The organism is Bradyrhizobium sp. AUGA SZCCT0169 (assembly GCF_018130085.1).
Taxonomy (GTDB): domain Bacteria; phylum Pseudomonadota; class Alphaproteobacteria; order Rhizobiales; family Xanthobacteraceae; genus Bradyrhizobium.
Genome location: NZ_JAFCMC010000005.1, coordinates 228127 through 247057, shown reverse-complemented (window position 1 = coordinate 247057; position 18931 = coordinate 228127). Strand labels below are relative to the sequence as shown.

The window sequence follows — 18931 nt, the reverse complement described above, 5'->3', positions numbered from 1 at the left end:
TCATTCGACCGACAACGGCAAATTGCCCTCCGCCCAACCGGCAACCGGAGCTGCCCGAATGGTAAAGGTTCTGAGCGGCCTGGTTGCCGCAATCGTGATCGCGGTGGGCGGTTTCTTCGGCTTTCAGTTCTATACCCAGCATCGAATAGCCAGCGAGGTCGACGCCGCACTTGAGCAGGTTCGCGCGGCGGGCGGCAAGGCGAGCCGCGGCAAGGTGTCGTTCGACCTCCTGAACCGCACGGTCACGATCGCCGAAATCGCGGCTCAGTCGGCGGCGCAACCGCCGGTCAGCGTCAAGATCGGCAACCTCACAGCATCCGGCGTCAGCCAGCCGGACGCGGCGCGGTTCTCGGCCGAGACCATCGAAATCGCCGACCTCGATATCGGCGCTGCAATCGGCCCACAGCCGCCATCGAACCTCTCCTACAAGCTGCCGCGGATCACAGTGAAGGAATATTCCGGTCCCGCCAGCCTGCAGCGGCCGCCGGCCTCGTCGGCCCTTGCCGACATCTACCGGTCCGTACTCGAGCAGTTCGCAGGCGTTGCGGCGACGTCGATCACGGCCCCTAGCCTGACCGGAACCATCAACTCCGGCGTTGCGACGCCGGGCGGTGGCGAGGTCGCGTATACGGGCCTTGCGATGCAGGACATCAAGGACGGCAAGGTCGCCAGCGCCAAGATCGACGGTGCGGTGTTCACGGTCAACGCTCAAGGCGCGGGGGGCAAGCCGGACAAGCTCACCGGCAACCTCGCCAATATCGCGGGCTACGACATCGACAGCCGCGCGGTGGCCGCGATGTTCGATCCGCAGAAGGCCAGCGACGACCAATATTACCGCGCCTACCGCCAAATCACGACGGGGCCCTATGTTGTCAGCTCCGGGCAAGGCCTGAACATGCGGATCGATGGCATCACGATTGATGATCTGGGCTTGCGGCCCTCGCGCATGCAAGTGCCGGATCTGCTGGCGATGATACCTGCGCCCGGCGCCGCGCCGCCGACGCCGGCGCAGGCGCGCGCGATGATCGAGAAGGTGGCCAAGCTGTACGAGGGCATGCGGATCGGCAATGCCGAGATGCGCGGATTCTCCGTGGAGACCCCGCAAGGCCCCGTCAAGCTGTCGGCGATGCGGCTCGATCTGGACAATGGCAAGGTCAACGAATTCGCGATCGAAGGCGTCGATGGCCGCGCTCCCGAAGGGCCGGTCAAGCTTGGCCGCTTTGCCCTCAAATCCCTCGACGTCGCCAATCTGCTGCGGCTGTCGGCGCAATTCGCCGGTTCGCCGCCGCCGCCCGACAAGGCGCTGGACATGATTCCGCTGATCGGGGGCGCTGAACTCAGGGGACTGGTGGCCCCCTTCAAGAACACCGGCAAGCAGGTCAGCATCGAACAGTTCAGCCTGGACTGGGGGCAGTTTGTCGGCCCGATCCCGACCAAGGTCCGCATGACCACCAGGATGACGACGCCTCTCGACGCCTCCGATCCTATACTGATGGCGCTGATCGCGGCTGGCCTCGACAAGGCAGTCATCGATAATGACGTCGGCGCTGTTTGGACGGAGGCGACGAAGACGTTCGCGCTTGAGCCGGTGTCGCTCGAACTGGGCGGGCTCCTCAAGGCAAATGCGCAACTGTCGCTCACCAACGTGCCTCGCGGCGTGTTCACGCTCAACCCGGTGCAGGCGGCGGCGATGGCCGAGCAGATCGAGGCCGGCCCGATCGAGCTCGTGCTGCGCGACACCGGCGCGATCGACATCGCGGTTGCCCAATATGCTCGCCTTCAGGACGTGAGCCGCGAGGCGGCGCGGAGCGCCATCGTCGACATGATCCGGTCGGCACGCGAACCGGCCGCGGCCTATCCCGACGTGCTCGCGGCGCTGGACGCCGTCGCCCGCTTTATCGAGACGCCGCGGCAGACGTTGAATGTCAAACTCACGCCGCGCGGCAAGCTGCCGCTCCAGCAGCTCAACCAGTTCATGAACACCGACCCGTTGCTGGCGCTGTCGCAATTCCGGATCGAGGCCTCGACGGGACTCTAACCCTGCACTAGCTCTTGTCCGGCAGGTTGAGCCGGATGTGCAGTTCGCGCAGCTGCTTGATCGCGACGTCAGACGGCGCACCCATCAGCAGGTCGACGGCCTGCTGGTTCATCGGGAACAGCGAGATTTCGCGCAGGTTCGTGGTGCCGCAGAGCAGCATCACAATGCGATCGACGCCGGCCGCCATGCCGCCATGCGGCGGGGCGCCGTACTGGAACGCGCGGTACATGCCGCCGAACCGCTCGACCACGTCCTTCTCGCCGTAGCCCGCGATCTCGAACGCCTTCACCATCGCTTCGGGCTTGTGGTTGCGGATGCCGCCGGAAGCGATCTCGTAGCCGTTGCAGACGATGTCGTACTGGAACGCCTTGATGGTCAGCGGGTCCTGCCCGTTGAGTGCGTCGAGGCCGCCCTGCGGCATCGAGAACGGGTTGTGCGAGAAGTCGACCTTTTTCTCAGTCTCGTCATACTCATACATCGGGAAGTCGACGATCCAGGCGAGCTCGAACCGGTCCTTGTCGATCAGGTTCAACTCCTCGCCGACCTTCGTGCGCGCGAGGCCAGAGAACTTCCAGAACTTGTCGGGGTCACCGGCGACGAAGAACGCGGCATCGCCTTCCTTGAGCCCGAGCTGGCCCCGGATCGCCGCCGTACGTTCCGGTCCGATGTTGTTGGCGAGCGGACCTGCACCCTCGCCGCCCTCGCGCCACATGATGTAGCCGAGACCGGGCTGGCCCTCGCCTTGCGCCCAGGAGTTCATCCGGTCGCAGAACGCGCGTGAGCCACCGCCGGGTCCGGGGATCGCCCAGACCTGGTTCTTCGGGTCTTCCAGCATCCGCGCGAACACCTTGAAGCCGGAGCCGCGGAAATGTTCGGAGACGTCCTGCATCTCGATCGAATTGCGCAGGTCCGGCTTGTCGCTGCCATATTTCTTCAAGGCTTCGGCGAACGGAATCTTCCGCCAGCCTTTTGTCACCGGCTTGCCTTTTGCGAATTCCTCGAACACGCCGGTGACGACCGGCTCCATCGCCGCGAACACGTCTTCCTGCTCGACAAAGCTCATCTCGACGTCGAGCTGGTAGAACTCGCCCGGCAGGCGGTCGGCGCGCGGATCCTCGTCGCGGAAACACGGCGCGATCTGGAAGTAGCGGTCGAAGCCGGACATCATCAGCAGCTGCTTGTACTGCTGCGGCGCCTGCGGCAGCGCGTAGAATTTGCCCGGATGAATCCGCGACGGCACCAGGAAGTCGCGCGCCCCTTCCGGCGAGGACGCCGTCAGGATCGGGGTCTGGAACTCGAAGAAGCCCTGCTCCTTCATCCGCTTGCGCATGGAATCGACGATCGCGCCGCGGGTCATGATGTTCTGGTGCAGTTTCTCGCGACGGAGGTCGAGGAAACGGTACTTAAGCCTTATGTCTTCAGGATATTCCTGCTCGCCCGCCACCGGCAGCGGCAGCTCGCCGGCAGGCCCCAGCACTTCGACCGCGCTGACATAGATCTCGATCTTGCCGGTCGGCAGTTCGGCATTGACGGTGCCTTCGGGACGATGGCGCACCTTGCCGTCGATCCGCACCACCCACTCGGAGCGGAACTTCTCGACTTCCGCAAACGCCGGCGAGTCCTTGTCGGCCACGCATTGGGTGATGCCGTAATGGTCGCGCAGGTCGATGAACAGCACGCCGCCATGGTCGCGGATGACGTGGCACCAGCCCGAGAGGCGAACGGTTTCGCCGATGTGGCTGTCGCGGAGCGCGCCGCATGTATGTGACCGGTAGCGATGCATGGAAATCCCAAAAACTGATAATGGAGGTCGAATCGAGGGCCAAAGAATCGCGGAACAAGGCCTGCCCGAGCTGCGGCAGGGTTTAGCCGACGAGGTCAGGCGCGGCAACCAGTGGCGGCCCCTGTTTTGGCCCAAAAAGCGGCGTTTTGAACCCACGGGCCTCCACCCCTTTGCCTATCCCCCGGGCGCGCCTATCTTTGTGGTCATGACCGTCCATTTCCCGTTCCAGAACACCTATGCGGCGCTGCCGGCGAACTTTTTCGCCCGGGTAGCCCCGACTCCCGTGGCGGCCCCCCGGCTGATCAAGCTGAACCGGGCGCTCGCCGTCCATCTCGGCCTCGATCCGGAGGTGCTCTCGAGCCCTGAGGGTGCCGAGATCCTGGCCGGAAAACGCGTCCCCGACGGCGCCGACCCGATCGCGATGGCCTATGCCGGCCACCAGTTCGGGCATTTCGTGCCGCAGCTCGGCGACGGAAGGGCCATTTTGCTCGGCGAAGTCATCGACGCCGACGGCACCAGGCGTGACATCCAGCTGAAGGGGAGCGGCCCGACGCCGTTTTCCCGCCGCGGCGACGGCCGCGCGGCGCTGGGCCCGGTGCTGCGGGAATACATCGTCAGCGAGGCGATGTTCGCACTCGGCATTCCCACGACGCGGTCGCTCGCAGCCGTGATCACCGGCGAACGCGTCCAGCGCGAGACCATGCTGCCCGGCGCGGTGCTGACCCGCGTGGCCGCGAGCCATATCCGCGTCGGCACCTTCCAGTTCTTCGCCGCGCGCGGCGACACCGACGGCGTGCGCAAGCTCGCCGACCACGCGATTGCCAGACACTATCCGGAAGCCACCAAGGCCGAGCGCCCCTATCACGCGCTGCTCGAAGGCGTGGTCGCCCGGCAGGCTGATCTGGTCGCGCGCTGGCTGCTGGTCGGCTTCATCCATGGCGTCATGAACACCGACAATTGCTCGATCTCGGGCGAGACTATCGACTACGGCCCGTGCGCGTTCATGGACCATTACGACCCCGCTCAGGTGTTCTCCTCGATCGACGAGATGGGGCGCTACGCCTACGCCAACCAGCCGCAGATCGCGCTGTGGAATTTGACCCGGCTGGCCGAATGCCTGCTGCCGCTGTTTTCCGACGACAAGGACAAGGCGATCGAACAGGCGCAATTCATCCTCGGCGAATTCGCCGAACAATTCACCACCGCCTACCAGGCCGGCCTGCGCGCCAAAATCGGCCTGCTCGGCCGGCGTGACGGCGACGAAGCGCTGGTGCAGGACCTGCTCGACGCCATGGCCAAGAACCACGCAGACTTCACCCTCACCTTCCGCCGCCTCGCCGATGTCGCGCTCGACGCGAACGACGACAGCGTCAGGGCCCAGTTCCTCGATCCCGCGGCGTTCGATGAGTGGGCGGCGCGCTGGCGGCAGCGGATTGCTGACGAACCGCAATCGGCAGCCGAGCGACACGCCGCGATGCGCAAGGTCAACCCGGCCTTCATCCCGCGCAACCATCGCGTCGAAGCCGTGATCCAGGCCGCGATGAATAATGACGACTACGCGCCGTTCGAGGAATTGCTGAGCGTGCTGGCAAAGCCGTTCGAGGATCAGCCGGAGTTTGCTGACTACGCCAATCCGCCATTGCCGGAGCAGCGCGTGTTGCAGACGTTCTGCGGGACGTGAACTCGTCATGCGCCCCATGCCGTGACCGTCGTCCTCCGCGAAAGCGGGGGACCCAGTACGCCGCGGCTTCTCGGTTCTATCATCGGCTTCTCTGGAATACTGGGTCGCCCGGTCAAGCCGGGCGATGACAGTTGAATATGTGGCCGCCTTCTCGCGACGATTGCGCCCGAGCTTTGCCAGAAACTTCCCGCCCTCTGCAAATAGAGGGCGCAGGGAAGACCGGGTGCGCGCTGCACCCGCGGTCTCGTGTGCGGTTTGCACTAAAAAGGCTGCACACGAGCATACAGGGCAGCGGTGAACACCCGGCCTTCCCTGCGCAATGGCTTTACGGCTTATGCCGTGATCTCCCCGGAGACGAGTTCTTGGTTGACTCCGTCGCTGCCGTTTCGGCTCTCGCCTACCCGACAGCTTGACGCCTGCAACGGGCGCCAGGACCACACGGTTTTGCCGTACGCTTAATCCACGCCGTCGTCTCAGCGCAAACCAGCGTCCACCGCAACCCGTCCAACGTCCGTGACGACGGCCGACGCCCTCTGAGTGGGACGGGATGGGCAAAGATATGCACCTGATTTTCCTTCCGGTAAACAGAAATATTTTTTATTTTGGGGCTTGACACGATTTCCGTAAATCAGAACTGATTTGCCCGTCGGGTCGTTTTGTCGCGCCCCGGTGTCATTGCACGCAGGCCCGAACGGCTTTCGCGACATCGCGGCGGCCAGTCTCCTTCAAGCCGATCGCATCGGATCAGGCGACAGACAGCTTTGCAGTTGCGCCGAACCCCGGCATGACGCCGCCAAGAATCGTGCCCAACGCCACCAAACACGGCTCGCCTGCGGATGGGCGGTAATGTCAATTACTCGACATTTGATCGATCGCGCTAAGCTGCCCGCAATCTTCGGCATCACGTTGCAATTGTGCGGACGAATCTGAAAAAATCCTGATATCGCTTCGCCCGCCCGGGCCAAGCTCGCCAACGTACGGGTTCAAGAAGGAGCACCGATGAGCAAGGGCGATGACGTGCAGATCGAAGTTGCGCTGGCCGCGACCGATGAGGTGCGCCTGCTGATCGGCGAGCTCGAGGCCGTGCTTGCGGTGGAGTATCCGCCGGAGCAGCGGCATGGCTTTTCCATCGATGCGATCTTTCAACCGCATGTCCGCTTCTTCCTCGCGCGACGTCACGGCGCGGCGGTGGGCTGCGGCGGCGTCGCCCTCTTCCCTGAATATGCCGAGGTCAAGCGCATGTATGTGCGCGGCATCGCGCGGGGCCAGGGCGTTGCCGACGCCATTCTCGCGCGCATCGAAGACGAGGTGCGTGGCGCCGGACTTCCTGTGTTGCGCCTGGAGACAGGAACGCGCCAGATCGCGGCGATGCGGCTCTATATACGCACGGGATTCCGGGAATGTTCCGCGTTTGGCGATTACGCGCTGAAAGCGCCGCAATCCATTGCGGCGAGTGTGTTCTTCGAGAAGCGGATGTGAAGCATATCGCGGCAGGACCCAGCCCCGGTTCAAACTGCCCACGGGACGGAACCCGCGTTGCTTTCAGTTAAGAAACTCTCAGTATTTCTACGTTAGGCTGCATCGCATTGGGGCAGTGCTTCGGGCGCACAATGGCGCGGTGACCTGGTTTGTCGGGTCGCATCCAGCTTGGCGCTGTTTCCATTGTCGAGAAATTTGATCTCGTTGCTGGACCAATCGATGCTCAAGTTAAAGAAAATTTCTGATCTACTGAAGGACTCTGCAGATAGCCTCGAAGGGCACGGCAGGACGGCCACTGGAAAAGCAGCGGACGAAACGACCAAAATGATTAGAGACCTGCGCGATGCGGCCCGAGAAATCCTGACGAGTCAGGAATATCAAAATTCAAAGATCAAGTTCTAGAACCAAGACGCGACCATCAGGCGTTTAGTCCGATGATGAATTTTTTCTGCTCAACCGGAGAGTCCGGTTATGGTCGAAACTCGAATTGCGCCTCGCTTCCGTGTCGCCAAGCCCGCGAAGATTGATCACGGCGGCGACAAGATCAGATGCATGATCCGCGATATCTCCGCTACGGGAGCAGCGCTTGAGATATTCGATATCGTCCGGGTGCCTCAAAGCTTCACATTGATTGTGCCCGAAGATGGCCTGAAGCTGCCGTGCCACATTGTTTGGCGCAAGGAATACCGGATCGGTGTCGCCTTCGATTAGTTGTGTAGCCGGGAGTTGCGTAGTCCGGATGAGCCAACGGGCAAACGCGCGCCCGATGACAGGCTCCGCGACATCCGGGACTCCTGCATTTCTCCGATACCCGCATGTCGCTGGCGCTCATGCGGGCTACCGGTCTCACAGCCCCGGCAAGCTGCCGGCGGATGCCTGCTATTGTTTTGCGGTGGTCTCGGCCTTGCTATCCGTTTTGGCCGCCTTCGGTTTCGCGGGCGCCTTGGCGGCGGCTTTCGGGGCGGCATTGTCGCTGCGCACGGTTCCCCAGGGATCGGTGCTCTTTTGCTCCGGAATATTGCCCAGCGACCGCTTGTAAGCCCGCTCGGCCTCCTTCTCCGCCGCGATATCCGATCGCGTCTTTTCCTTATCCTCCTCCCCGTATCTTTGAACGGGTGCCTGCTGGGCCAACGCCGGCCCGGCCAGCAAGACCATCACAGCCACGATGCCAATCATTTTCATGCGATCACTCCCCGGACTTTCCTGCCAAACGAATAGCACAGCTCCCGCGCCAGCCTAAATGCTGGATTAGGCGGAAATTGCTTATGAATGCTTCGTCGCTGGTGACATCATTCCCTCGAATTGCACGTTCCGGTGGCCATTAACAACCAGCTTCGCTACGCTGTATGGATTCCTCGTTGATACTTGGCGACCATGACGCAAATCATTCATATTGGGATCGGTAGCGGCGAGAAGCGCGCCAACGTCATTTTCCTTCACGGACTAAACGGTGATCCCCGCACCACTTGGCAATCTACACCGGATGATCAATCGTTCTGGCCGCGCTGGCTCGTTGAGGACGTGGCAGGCCTTTTCAGTCTATTCAGTTAGCTACGAAGCATCGGTTTCACGCTGGGACGGCACTGCCATGCACCTCACCGAGCGGGCGAACAACGTGCTCGCCCGGGTACTAGCCGAGTCTGAATTGCAGACCGGCCAACTGGTCCTAATCGGGCACAGCCTCGGCGGTCTGGTCATCAAACAACTCTTGCGAACTGCCGAAAGCACCGCCCGCCACGATGCTAACGCGGCGGGCCTCCTGCGACGTATTGAAAAAGTCGCATTTCTCGCGACCCCGCACACCGGCGCCGCCCTCGCCCGTTGGGGCGATCGTCTGCGGATTTTGGCCCGTCCTTCAGCGGCGACCGCTTCTCTCGTGGAGAATGATCCCAATTTACGCGATCTCAATCTTTGGTACCGGGATTGGGCGAATGAATACCATATATCACACCTGACGCTGACCGAAACGGACGCGGTCAGTTTCCTCGGCACGATTGTGGAACCTGACAGCGGCGATCCGGGCTTGGCGAATTCTCGTCCGGTCTCGATCATCGCGGACCACTTCACCATTTGCAAACCCACGAGTCGGGACCACGACACCTACGTGTTGGTACGGAAGTTCATTGAGACAGCGTTTGAACGGCCAAAAACTCCCACAGAGGAAAAGCTTGAGGCCCTGCCGGATGCGGTTGTCGCGAAGCTTTTGGCTGCACTTCGCGAACGCGGTGAGACGACAAGCGCCCAAGAATCAGCCCGCAAGCCATCATTCAACTCGCGCAACGAATCAACGAGGACATTGATGATTTCGATCAGGCTTTGCTCGAATTGGAGCGAGCAGTCGGAATCGCGATTGAAGTCGCAAAGGAAGGCCGCGGCGGCAGCAATGTGGGGGATTTCATCGACGCTGTGCTGGCTCGTATTGCCGAGAAATCCGCAGAAGGACGATTTGAGGAGGCCGCCACGGAGGCCGACACAGCCTTCGACCAGTGGCAGCGCGAGGAGGCCGAGCGTCGCGGTGCTGCCGTTGCGGGTGGGCTGAAGCTGCTGGACGCTGGTCTGAGACAAGACATCCTTCGGCGCGATCCGATCTCTGCAGCCAAGCGCATTGAATGCATGGTTGCACTCGAAAATCCCGAAAATCGCGCCGCTCGGTTTGATGCAATGTACAAGAGCCAGAACGAGTGGTACCTAAGCGGTCGCGATAAGGGACTGAACTTTGACCTCCAAGTCTCGCTCGAACTCGCCCGGATGCTCCTTACTTCGGCTCCTGGCCTCGACGAGACGGGTACCGCCCAAATTGCTGTCGGGGTAACTCTGGTTACGCTTGGTGAACGCGAGGGGAAAGCTGCGCGTCTCTATGAAGCAGTCGAGTCGTTTCGAGCGGCATTGCAAGGACCTAACACCCGCGAGCGCGCGGCATTCAAATGGGGCGGGACCCAGAACAATCTTGGTATTGCGCTCCAGTCGCTTGGGATGCGCGAGAGTGGGACGGCACGCCTCGAACAGTCGGTCGACGCCTTTCACGCCGCCTTGCAGGAGCGCACCCGCGAGCTTGCGCCGCTCGACTGGGCTGCGACCCAAAGCAACCTCGGCAATACACTCCAGACACTTGGGACGCGCGAGCGCGGCACGGCACGGCTCGAACAGGCGGTCGATGCTTATCGCACCTCCTTGCAGGAACGCACCCGCGAGTTCGCGCCGCTCGACTGGGCTGCGACCCAGAACAACCTCGGCAATACGCTCCAGGCGCTTGGGACGCGCGAGAGCAGCACGACGCGGCTGGAACAGGCGGTCGACGCCTATCACGCCGCCTTGCAGGAACGCACCCGCGAACGCGTGCCGCTCGAGTGGGCCATAACCCAGAATAACCTCGGCGGTGCGCTCGCATCGCTAGGCAGGAGCGAGGGTGATGTGGCGCGGTTCGAAGAGGCGGTCGATGCCTTTCGCGCGGCATTGCAGGAACGCACCCGCGAGCGCGTACCGCTCGACTGGGCTATAACCCAGAACAACCTTGGCACCGCTCTTCAGATGCTTGGAGCGCGTGAGAGCGGCACAGCGCGGCTCGAACAGGCGATCGAAGCCTTTCATGCGGCTTTGCAAGAACGCACCCGCGAGCGCGTACCGCTCGACTGGGCGATGACCCAGAACAATCTTGGCTATGCGCTCCAGACGCTTGGTGAGCGGGAGAGCGGCACCGCGCGACTGGAAGAGGCGCTCGAAGCCTATCGTGCGGCCTTGCAGGAACGCACCCCGGAGCGAACGCCATACTGGTATGACCAAACGCGGCAAAATCTTGCCGCCGCTATGGATATATTGGAACGGCGAAAGGCTGAAGGTACCTCTTAGGCAATCCGTGTAATCGTTGCTCCCATCCTTCAATTCTCGTACACCTCCCCCATGCTCACACCGCCTCTCATCCCCAACTCCGCCGACGCGCTGCTGTTCGATCTCGGACGCGTCGTCCTCGATATCGACTTCGGCAAGGTGGTCGCCACTTGGGCCGGCCATGCCGGTTGCGAGCCCGCACAGCTGGTCCAGCGATTCTCGCCCAATGACGCCTGGCATCGTCACGAGCGGGGCGAGATCAGCGATGCCGAATTCTTCGCAGGCCTGCGCGTCTCGTTGGGCATCGGAATAACGGACGCCGAGTTCCTGGAAGGCTGGAACGCGATCTTCGCCGGCGAAATGCCCGATATATCAGCATCGCTGGCGCGCGCCGGACAACGGCTGCCGCTTTATGCCTTCTCCAACACCAATAACGCGCATGTCGTGCATTTCAGCCAGGCCTATGCCGGCGTGCTCGGCCATTTCCGCGAAATCTACCTGTCATCGACGATCGGGCTTCGAAAGCCCGATGCGGCGGCCTATGATCATGTCGTCAAGGCGATCGGTGTTCCCGCCTCCCGCATCGTGTTCTTCGACGATTCCGCAGCAAATATCGACGGCGCGCAGGCGCGCGGCCTGGCCGCGGTGCATGTGACAGGGCCGGATGACGTCGCAAAGGCGCTTGCCGCGCTGGGAATTTGAGAGGGTGTTGCCGTGGCCCTGATGCCGGTCGTTGATGCACTGACCGCGATCCTTGCGGGCGCCGATCCCCTGGCGGAAGAAATGGCCGCACTCGACACCGCCTGGCATCGCGTCCTCGCGCGCGACCTTGCCGCAAAGCGCACGCAGCCGCCGCGGGCGATGTCGGCGATGGACGGCTATGCGGTGCGATCGGCCGATGCCGCCGACCTCTCCGCGCGGCTGAAGGTGATCGGCGAAGTCGCGGCGGGCCGCCCGTTCGAACGCCAGGTGGGCCCAGGAGAAGCGGTCAGGATTTTTACCGGCGGGGTGATCCCCGATGGCGCCGACGCCGTCATCATCCAGGAAGACACGGCCGCCAGCGGCGACCACATCACGATCACGGAAGTTGCAAGACCGGGACGGCATATCCGCGCCGCCGGCGCCGATTTCCGCGAGGGCGACGTGCTGCTCACCAGGGGAAGCCGCCTCACCGAACGCGATCTGTCGCTCGCCGCCGGCATGAACTATCCGGAACTCGCCGTGATCAGCCGCCCCAAGGTGGCGGTGCTCGCCACCGGCGACGAGCTGGTGATGCCGGGCTCGATCCCGGGCCCCGGCCAGATCGTCTACTCCAACGGCTACGCGCTGCGCGCGCTGGCGCGGGCCGAGGGCGCCGAAACCATTGATTTCGGCATCGCCGCCGACACGGTCGAGGCGACCACTGACGGCATCCGCCGCGCCCGCGCCTCGGGCGCCGACATCCTGATCACGATGGGCGGCGCCTCGGTCGGCGACCACGACCTCGTCAAGCGCTCGCTGGAGGCCGAGGGCGTCGCGATGGCGTTCTGGCGCATCGCGATGCGGCCGGGCAAGCCGATGATGCACGGGCGCCTCGGGGCGATGCGGGTGATCGGCCTGCCCGGCAATCCGGTCTCGTCCTATGTCTGCGGTTTCCTGTTTCTGGTGCCGCTGATTCGCGCGCTGTCGGGCCGAAAAACCATCCATCACGCGCGTGAGACCGCCCTGCTCGGCCGCGATCTTCCCGCCAACGACCAGCGCGAAGACTATCTTCGCGCACGGCTTGAGCAGCGCGAAGACGGTGCGTTGATCGCGGTGCCGGTGAGCCACCAGGATTCGTCGCTGCTTGGGAATCTCGCTGCGGCACGGGCGCTTTTGATACGTCCGCCGTTTGCGCCGGCGGTGCCTGAAGGCACGCCATGCGAGTTCCTGCGCCTGCCGGAATGACGCGTCCGGGCGGCCTGTTCGAGTGAACTCGGCGCGCGTTCACCTGAAATTAAGTGGTTGCGGAACATGTATCGAACATATAGTGTCCGTTCATGATTTGTTTCGAGAGCTAGTGTCTACAAATGGGAGTTTTGGACTTCCGAATTTGAGACCGCGGCCTCTGCAAGCTGAACGACCACGAATTACGACGCGCCAACCGGGGGATTGCTCGAGATGCTTACGCGCAAACAGTATGAACTTCTGCGTTTCATCAACGAACGGCTCAAGGAAGCCGGCGTGCCGCCCTCCTTCGACGAAATGAAGGATGCGCTCGACCTCCGCTCCAAATCCGGCATCCACCGCCTCATCACCGCCCTGGAAGAGCGCGGCTTCATCCGCCGCCTGCCCAACCGTGCCCGCGCCATCGAAGTCATCAAGCTGCCCGAGCTTGCGGGCGCCGGTAACGGCAACGGCCGCCGCGGCTTCACCCCGAGCGTCATCGAAGGCACGCTCGGCAAGGTCCGCGCCGCCAGCGCGCCCGCCGAGGACGATGGCAACCGTCCGGTCGCCGTTCCCGTCATGGGCCGGATCGCCGCCGGCACGCCGATCGAGGCGCTGCAGACCCGCAGCCACACCATCAGCGTACCGCCGGACATGCTCGGCTCCGGCGAACATTACGCGCTCGAAGTCCGCGGCGATTCCATGGTGGACGCCGGCATTCTCGACGGCGACATGGCGCTGATCCAGCGCAACGAGACCGCCGACACCGGCGATATCGTGGTGGCGCTGATCGACGAGGAGGAAGCCACCCTGAAACGCTTCCGCCGCCGCGGCGCCTCGATCGCGCTGGAGCCCGCCAACACCTCTTATGAAGTGCGCATCCTGCCGCCGAACCGGGTCCGGATTCAGGGCAAGCTGATCGGGCTGTACCGGAAGTACTGAGCGCGGCCCGCGCCAGATGCAAGCCGCGTTCGGCACCGCAAAAAAGCCCCGGCCATCGACCGGGGCTTTTCGTTGCCTGGACGTTGGGACAGCCTTAACCGTCGCGGTGCGCTTGCATACGTCCCACAATTGCCCAGAACGCAGCAAAAACTGGCGGCGTGAGCGCGCTGTTTGGTTTGAGGCGTGCTCGAAAGCGTGCGAACGGGGGGACGCGACGTGGTCAGCAATATGATCACCAAGATCACCTGGCAGCGGGCGGGCCTAGTGACCGAGCCGGGCCGCTACATGCTCCGGTTCGGCTGGCTGACAGTGACGGCGGAAGATCTCGCGATCTGGCAGCAATTTCCGGAGGCTGCGTTCACGCTGGTCGCGCTGCCCGGGATTGCCGACGACGGACGGGAGCAATTCCATCTCGGCGCCTTCGAACTGCCGCTGCCGCCGATGCCTGAAAATCCGCAGCCGCCGTAGCGCGTTTGTGATCGGTTGCGCCGGCCTTTCCGTCGCACAAATGTCCAGAACAGGAATAGACTTTGCTCAAGTCCACTCTGATAGAGGCCAGCGCCTCGAGGGAGGCACGGGTCTTTATCTCTTACGAGGGAGCGATCCGATGTGTGACTATAGTTTGCACGCGATGGCAACGCGTCCTGCTGAGGTCGGCGAGACATTGATATCGACCACCTTCCGCGGCACCTCGACCCGCGGCTTTGCCAGCGAACGCGACCCCGCAGTCGCGGTCTGCATGCTGCCCGGGACCGAACTGGCCTTCGCGCAAGACGTCAAATACGACAACCGCTGGATCTGGACGCGGACGATCGGTTTTCGCGTCGGCAAGTTCAACACCATTGATCCGCATATCAAGGAACGTCACCACGACGCAATCGAATTTCCCGACGGGAGCCATGTGCTGGTGACGCAGCTTTGCGAGGGTCAGCGCGTCACCGTGCTGCAATTGCCGGTGGTGCATCCGATTCCCGAGCGCGCGGCAACGAAGGCGGACACTACGACGACGACACCGCTTTCCACCGGTTGAATTCCGCGCCGCCGGTCGCGCCGCGCCGGGGAACGTGAATCCTTATTCCTCGGCCTGCAGGTCCGCTTCCGACGGGGTCGCATCGACCGCACGCGGCGCCGCACGGCGTGGCGCGAGGATGGTTGTCTCCGCGTCACCTTCGCCCGCGATCGCCGGCGACCATGGGCGATCGACGCCCCTGGGCTTGACGGCATCGATGGTAAATCCGCCGACGCTTCGCCGCAGCACCATGGCGCCCTGCCGCCGCAGACGCTCCGCATCGATCACCGAGGCCCCGCACGCCGCAGGCGCCTGCCTTGCGGTTACCACCAGCGCCGCACGCTCACAATCATCCGCCAGCGCTTCCGGCCGCAGCGCCAATGCCACGAACCCGCCACCGGCGCTTTGCGTCACGCAGCCGCTCTCGTCGCATGAGACGCCCTCAGTGAGCGAGGCATCGGCAGGCTTTCGCGCGTCGGCATCCGCCGCCAGCCATTCCCTAACGAGGAAGCCATCTCGCGAGGCTCCGGTCGAAGTCACCTTGGCCGCCCGCATCAAATGCAGTTTGCCGTCCTGGCCGCGGACACCGACATTGCGCCCGTCGGCGGAAATCAGGATGTCCGGCTGCGGCACCCTCGCCGCCCACACCGCCGCCACCAGCACCACGGCCACGCCGGTATAGCGCAGCGGCGTTCGTAACAGGCCGAGCAGGATGATGCCGATACTCGCCGCAATCAGCGGGCCGATGCCGAACGCCGGCACACGGCCGACCGCGCCCGGCAAGGCCGCGACCCATTGCGTGACCACGATCATCCAGTCGATGCCGACGCCCATCACCCACCAGCAGATGCCGTCGAAGCCGAACGGCATGAAGACCAGCCCGAACAATCCCGCCGGCATCACCAGCGCCGAGACCACCGGCATCGCCGCCAGATTGGCGAGCACGCCGTAGGGCGTCACCCGGTGGAAATGAAACGCCGCATAAGGCGTGGTGGCGAGGCCCGCCACCAGCGAGGCCAGCAGCAGCATCGTGATCTCGCGGCCGCCCCACAGCGCCACCTGCGCGGTCGCGGAATGATCCGGCTGCGCGAACAGGCGCGGCATGCCGAGCTGCACCAGCGCCACCAGCCCCAGCGTCGCCGCAAACGACATCTGGAAGCTCGGATGCACCAGCGCCTCGGGTGCAATGGTCAGGACAATGAGCGCCGCCACCGCGAGCGTTCGAAACGTGATGGCGCGGCGGTCGACCATGACGGCGATCAGCACCACAGCCGTCATGAAGAACGAACGCTGGGTCGCGACTTCAGCCCCCGACAGCAGCAGATAAAACGCGGATGCTGCGAGTGCCGCCACCGCCGACCATTTCTTGATCGCAAAGCCAACCGTGAGCGTCGGGAACAGCGCCAGCAGCGCCCGTACCGCAAAGAATACGACGCCCGCGACGACAGCCATGTGATAGCCCGATATCGATAGCACATGGCCAAGTCCGGAGATGAACATCGCCTCATTGACGGGCTCGGAGATCGCGTCGCGCCGGCCGGTCAATAGCGCGGTCGCGATCGCGCGCTTGTCGCCTTCCAGCACGGTCCGGATCCGCGCGTCGATCGCATCCCGCATGCCTTGCATGAACGCCGAATAGCGCAGCTTCCACCCGCCGCCATCAGGCGCTTCCGCGGCCTTGATCGCACCCATCACAAAGCCGGAGGCGCCGATGCCGGAGAAGAACATGTCGCGGCCGAAATCGTAGCTGCCGGGCCGGAGCGGCGACATCGGCGGCAACAGCCGCGCCTTCAATTCGACAAAGCTGCCGACGTCAGGCGCGGTGCCCTTCTTGACCGACAGCCGCACGCGTTCGATTTTTGTCGCGTCGCGCGCGCTCTCCATGGTCACGACGCGCAGCACAAAACGGTCGGTGCGTTCGCGGATGTCGCGGGTCTCGACATATCCCGTCAGCGACACCGAAAACATCGGCCGCGCCAGCACGCCATGCGCAATCCGCGCCGTCTTCCAGGTCGCGATCGCAAAGCCGGCGGCGACAGCCGCGATCATGACCGCGATCGGAAACATCTTGTGCCGCCGCAGCAGGAACGCCGCCGCACACAGCGTGATGGCGGTAACCGCCACGACCGTCAGCACCGGCTCATGGTCGGCGGCAAAATAGAGGGCGATGCCGGTACCGAACGCGACGGGCACCCAGGGCAGCAAACGCCCCGCCCCCGCCTCCGCGCGCGCCCATTGCCGCAAGGTCTCGATCAGCGGCGCCCACAGCGCAAGACGCCGGGGCGCAAGGCCGCCGACCGGCGCCGCCCCACGCGGCGGCCACGTGCCGGCGTAGCCTCGCCTTTGGCCCGGCGTGTTGCCCTGCTCCGACATCAAGCTACCCACACGATACGCTCGCGGGGACAAAGCTACCGGAAGGTGTGAGGTGCCGGCTAGCAGAACGGAAGTGGAATATCGGGGAAAGGCGCCGCGCCGCTCATTATGCCGTGATGTCGCAGAACGAGGTGATCGGGCCTTTTGCAAGGGCGTCGCCGGTGCCTCGCCGCGCCCCGTGCCGGCACTTCCCCTTGACATGCCGGCGCTCCGCCGCCCGAATGGCGGGTAGCGCAAAAAGCGCGCGCCGCGGTGCAATGCCCGGCGCATCAAAAACAAAATGGGGAGGGTTTGCGAATGCTTCGCCAAATAATCCGCGATGCCAAGAGTCTGACCAGAAATGTTGCCCTTGCTTGGCTTGCAGCCGCAAGCCTGCTCGGCGCCGGCAACGCGCAAGCGGCTTTCCCGGAGCGACCCATCACGCTGATCGTGCCGTGGGCCGCCGGCGGCGGCACCGACGCGGTCGCGCGCCAGATCGCCAACATCATGGAGCGCGATCTCAAGCAGCCGGTGAACGTCGTGAACCGCACCGGCGGATCGGGCGTGGTCGGCCACCAGGCGATCGCGACTGCAGCGCCCGACGGTTACACGTTCGGCCTCATCACGCTGGAGATCACCCTGATGCACTGGGCGGGGCTTACCGATCTTACGTTCGAGAAGTTCACGCCGCTCGGGCTGGTCAACCAGGACTTCGCCGCGATCCACGTCAAGGCGGACTCGCCCTACAAGAACGTCAAGGAGCTGTTCGCGCATATCAAGGCGAACCCGAACAAGGTGGCGGCTTCGGGCACCGGGCAAGGCGGAAGCTGGCATGTCGCGCTCGCCGGCCTGATGCAGGCCGACGGCGTTTCGCCGACCTCGATCCGCTGGGTGCCGTCCACGGGCGCTGCGACCGCGCTGACGGATCTGGCCGCCGGCGGCGTCGACTTCGTCGCGTGCTCGATGCCGGAAGCCGAGGCACTGATCAAGGCGGGGCGTATCCGCAGCCTCGCCTTCTTCTCGCCCAAGCGCGCGCCGAACTTCCCTGACGTGCCGACCACCGAGGAGGCGACCGGTCACAAGGTTCACAAGGGCGTGTGGCGCGGCTTTGCGGCGCCCAAGGGCCTGCCGCCGGAGATCGCCAAGACGTATGAGGCCGCGATCAAGAAGGCCTGGGACAGCGACGAGTTCAAGGATTTCATGACCCGGCGCGGCTTCGACATGATCTATCTGGATGCGGCAAGGTATGGCGAGTTCATGAAGGCCGACGACGAGAGCAACGGCAAGGCGCTGAAGTCGCTGGGGCTGGCGAAGTGAGGCGCGCCGCAAGCTTCGTCGTCGCCTGACGGCAACCCGACGACCGCGAAGGCTTAGTGGTCCGGCCGGTTAATGTCCGGAGCATCTCCTGCCGCCATGTCCAAGCGGAATCTCAAAAGAGATCAGTAAGGCGCGCGCTCCTGCAACCGTGACCCGCACGGCCCCAAGCTGCACTATTTCCACGACCTGTAGGCGTCCAGCGCGTGAACGACAAGGATGCCGACGCTGAGAATTATCAGAAGTGCTGCAATGGCCTCGAACATTGGCGATCTCTCAGGGTTGCTCAAGTAAGCAACTCGCCCCGCTGCACAGTCAAAATGATTCGCCTTGTCGCCGCAGATCGCGGTGCGGCTGGTGACTTTGAGCAACGGTTGATCTGGTTTTCACCTGAATCTGCAAGCTTGATTGCCCATTTTTTGCCTATTTTTCGACGGAAACAGCGATCCTAGCCCTTAACCTAGCGGCCAACGCAGGCGGTGGCTGAAATGACGGACCGATCGCACGAAATCGCGCCGGACGACGACCTCCGTATTCTTGTCCGCGTGGTCTCGATTTGTACTCTGGGACTCTGGTCATTTGCAGCCGGTTTGCTGATAGGCA

Annotated in this window: 16 protein-coding genes and 1 pseudogene; 14 read left to right on the top strand and 3 right to left on the bottom strand. The window is 63.7% G+C overall.

Features of this window, described 5'->3' with window-relative positions; genetic code table 11:
• Positions 1-58: 58 nt before the first annotated feature.
• Positions 59-2038: a hypothetical protein gene (locus tag JQ609_RS08620; RefSeq protein ID WP_212212680.1), complete on the top strand. Its 1980-nt coding sequence runs from the start codon at positions 59-61 to the stop codon at positions 2036-2038.
• A 7-nt stretch (positions 2039-2045) separates the two neighbouring features.
• Here the strand turns inward: JQ609_RS08620 and aspS are convergent, their stop codons facing one another.
• A complete protein-coding gene (gene aspS, locus JQ609_RS08615; protein ID WP_212212678.1) occupies positions 2046-3821 on the bottom strand; it encodes an aspartate--tRNA ligase in 1776 nt (591 codons plus the stop codon).
• 205 nt (positions 3822-4026) lie between these two features.
• Between aspS and JQ609_RS08610 the strand changes: the two genes are divergently transcribed.
• The 4 genes from JQ609_RS08610 to JQ609_RS08595 all read left to right on the top strand — a co-directional run bounded on the left by JQ609_RS08610 (position 4027) and on the right by JQ609_RS08595 (position 7692).
• A complete protein-coding gene (locus JQ609_RS08610) occupies positions 4027-5502 on the top strand; it encodes a YdiU family protein (protein ID WP_212273031.1) in 1476 nt (491 codons plus the stop codon).
• Positions 5503-6501: 999 nt separating this feature from the next.
• On the top strand, positions 6502-6981 hold the full coding sequence (locus tag JQ609_RS08605; RefSeq protein WP_212273030.1) for a GNAT family N-acetyltransferase: 480 nt from the start codon (positions 6502-6504) through the stop codon (positions 6979-6981).
• A gap of 219 nt (positions 6982-7200) precedes the next feature.
• A complete protein-coding gene (locus JQ609_RS08600; protein WP_212273029.1) occupies positions 7201-7383 on the top strand; it encodes a hypothetical protein in 183 nt (60 codons plus the stop codon).
• A gap of 69 nt (positions 7384-7452) precedes the next feature.
• On the top strand, positions 7453-7692 hold the full coding sequence (locus JQ609_RS08595; protein ID WP_212273027.1) for a PilZ domain-containing protein: 240 nt from the start codon (positions 7453-7455) through the stop codon (positions 7690-7692).
• A gap of 168 nt (positions 7693-7860) precedes the next feature.
• Here JQ609_RS08595 and JQ609_RS08590 read toward each other — a convergent pair whose 3' ends face one another.
• On the bottom strand, positions 7861-8157 hold the full coding sequence (locus JQ609_RS08590; RefSeq protein WP_249119724.1) for a hypothetical protein: 297 nt from the start codon (positions 8155-8157) through the stop codon (positions 7861-7863).
• A 307-nt stretch (positions 8158-8464) separates the two neighbouring features.
• Between JQ609_RS08590 and JQ609_RS34965 the strand changes: the two are divergent.
• The 7 genes and pseudogenes from JQ609_RS34965 to JQ609_RS08555 form a co-directional block, all read left to right on the top strand.
• Positions 8465-8782: pseudogene (locus JQ609_RS34965) on the top strand (hypothetical protein); the annotation flags it as partial.
• A gap of 584 nt (positions 8783-9366) precedes the next feature.
• Positions 9367-10827 carry a tetratricopeptide repeat protein gene (locus JQ609_RS08580; RefSeq protein WP_312014819.1) on the top strand — a complete coding sequence of 487 codons (1461 nt, stop codon included), beginning with the start codon at positions 9367-9369 and terminating at the stop codon, positions 10825-10827.
• A 51-nt stretch (positions 10828-10878) separates the two neighbouring features.
• Positions 10879-11508 carry an HAD family phosphatase gene (locus JQ609_RS08575; protein WP_212273024.1) on the top strand — a complete coding sequence of 210 codons (630 nt, stop codon included), beginning with the start codon at positions 10879-10881 and terminating at the stop codon, positions 11506-11508.
• Positions 11509-11520: 12 nt separating this feature from the next.
• Positions 11521-12732 carry a gephyrin-like molybdotransferase Glp gene (glp, locus tag JQ609_RS08570; RefSeq protein ID WP_212273023.1) on the top strand — a complete coding sequence of 404 codons (1212 nt, stop codon included), beginning with the start codon at positions 11521-11523 and terminating at the stop codon, positions 12730-12732.
• Between the two features lie 213 nt (positions 12733-12945).
• Entirely contained in the window at positions 12946-13653 is a 708-nt protein-coding gene (gene lexA, locus JQ609_RS08565; RefSeq protein WP_192733386.1) for a transcriptional repressor LexA, read from the top strand.
• A 228-nt stretch (positions 13654-13881) separates the two neighbouring features.
• The gene (locus tag JQ609_RS08560; protein WP_212001546.1) at positions 13882-14121 is read left to right on the top strand and encodes a hypothetical protein; all 240 of its coding nucleotides are present in this window, start codon (positions 13882-13884) and stop codon (positions 14119-14121) included.
• Positions 14122-14260: 139 nt separating this feature from the next.
• On the top strand, positions 14261-14683 hold the full coding sequence (locus JQ609_RS08555) for a hypothetical protein (RefSeq protein WP_212273022.1): 423 nt from the start codon (positions 14261-14263) through the stop codon (positions 14681-14683).
• Positions 14684-14725: 42 nt separating this feature from the next.
• Here JQ609_RS08555 and JQ609_RS08550 read toward each other — a convergent pair whose 3' ends face one another.
• Positions 14726-17035, bottom strand: coding sequence for a ComEC/Rec2 family competence protein (locus JQ609_RS08550; RefSeq protein ID WP_212273020.1), 2310 nt, complete (start codon positions 17033-17035; stop codon positions 14726-14728).
• Between the two features lie 297 nt (positions 17036-17332).
• Here JQ609_RS08550 and JQ609_RS08545 point away from each other — a divergent pair, with 297 nt between their 5' ends.
• Both JQ609_RS08545 and JQ609_RS08540 read left to right on the top strand, forming a co-directional pair.
• A complete protein-coding gene (locus JQ609_RS08545) occupies positions 17333-18331 on the top strand; it encodes a tripartite tricarboxylate transporter substrate binding protein (RefSeq protein ID WP_212273018.1) in 999 nt (332 codons plus the stop codon).
• A 203-nt stretch (positions 18332-18534) separates the two neighbouring features.
• On the top strand, positions 18535-18780 hold the full coding sequence (locus JQ609_RS08540) for a hypothetical protein (RefSeq protein WP_212273016.1): 246 nt from the start codon (positions 18535-18537) through the stop codon (positions 18778-18780).
• The last annotated feature ends 151 nt before the right edge of the window (positions 18781-18931 follow it).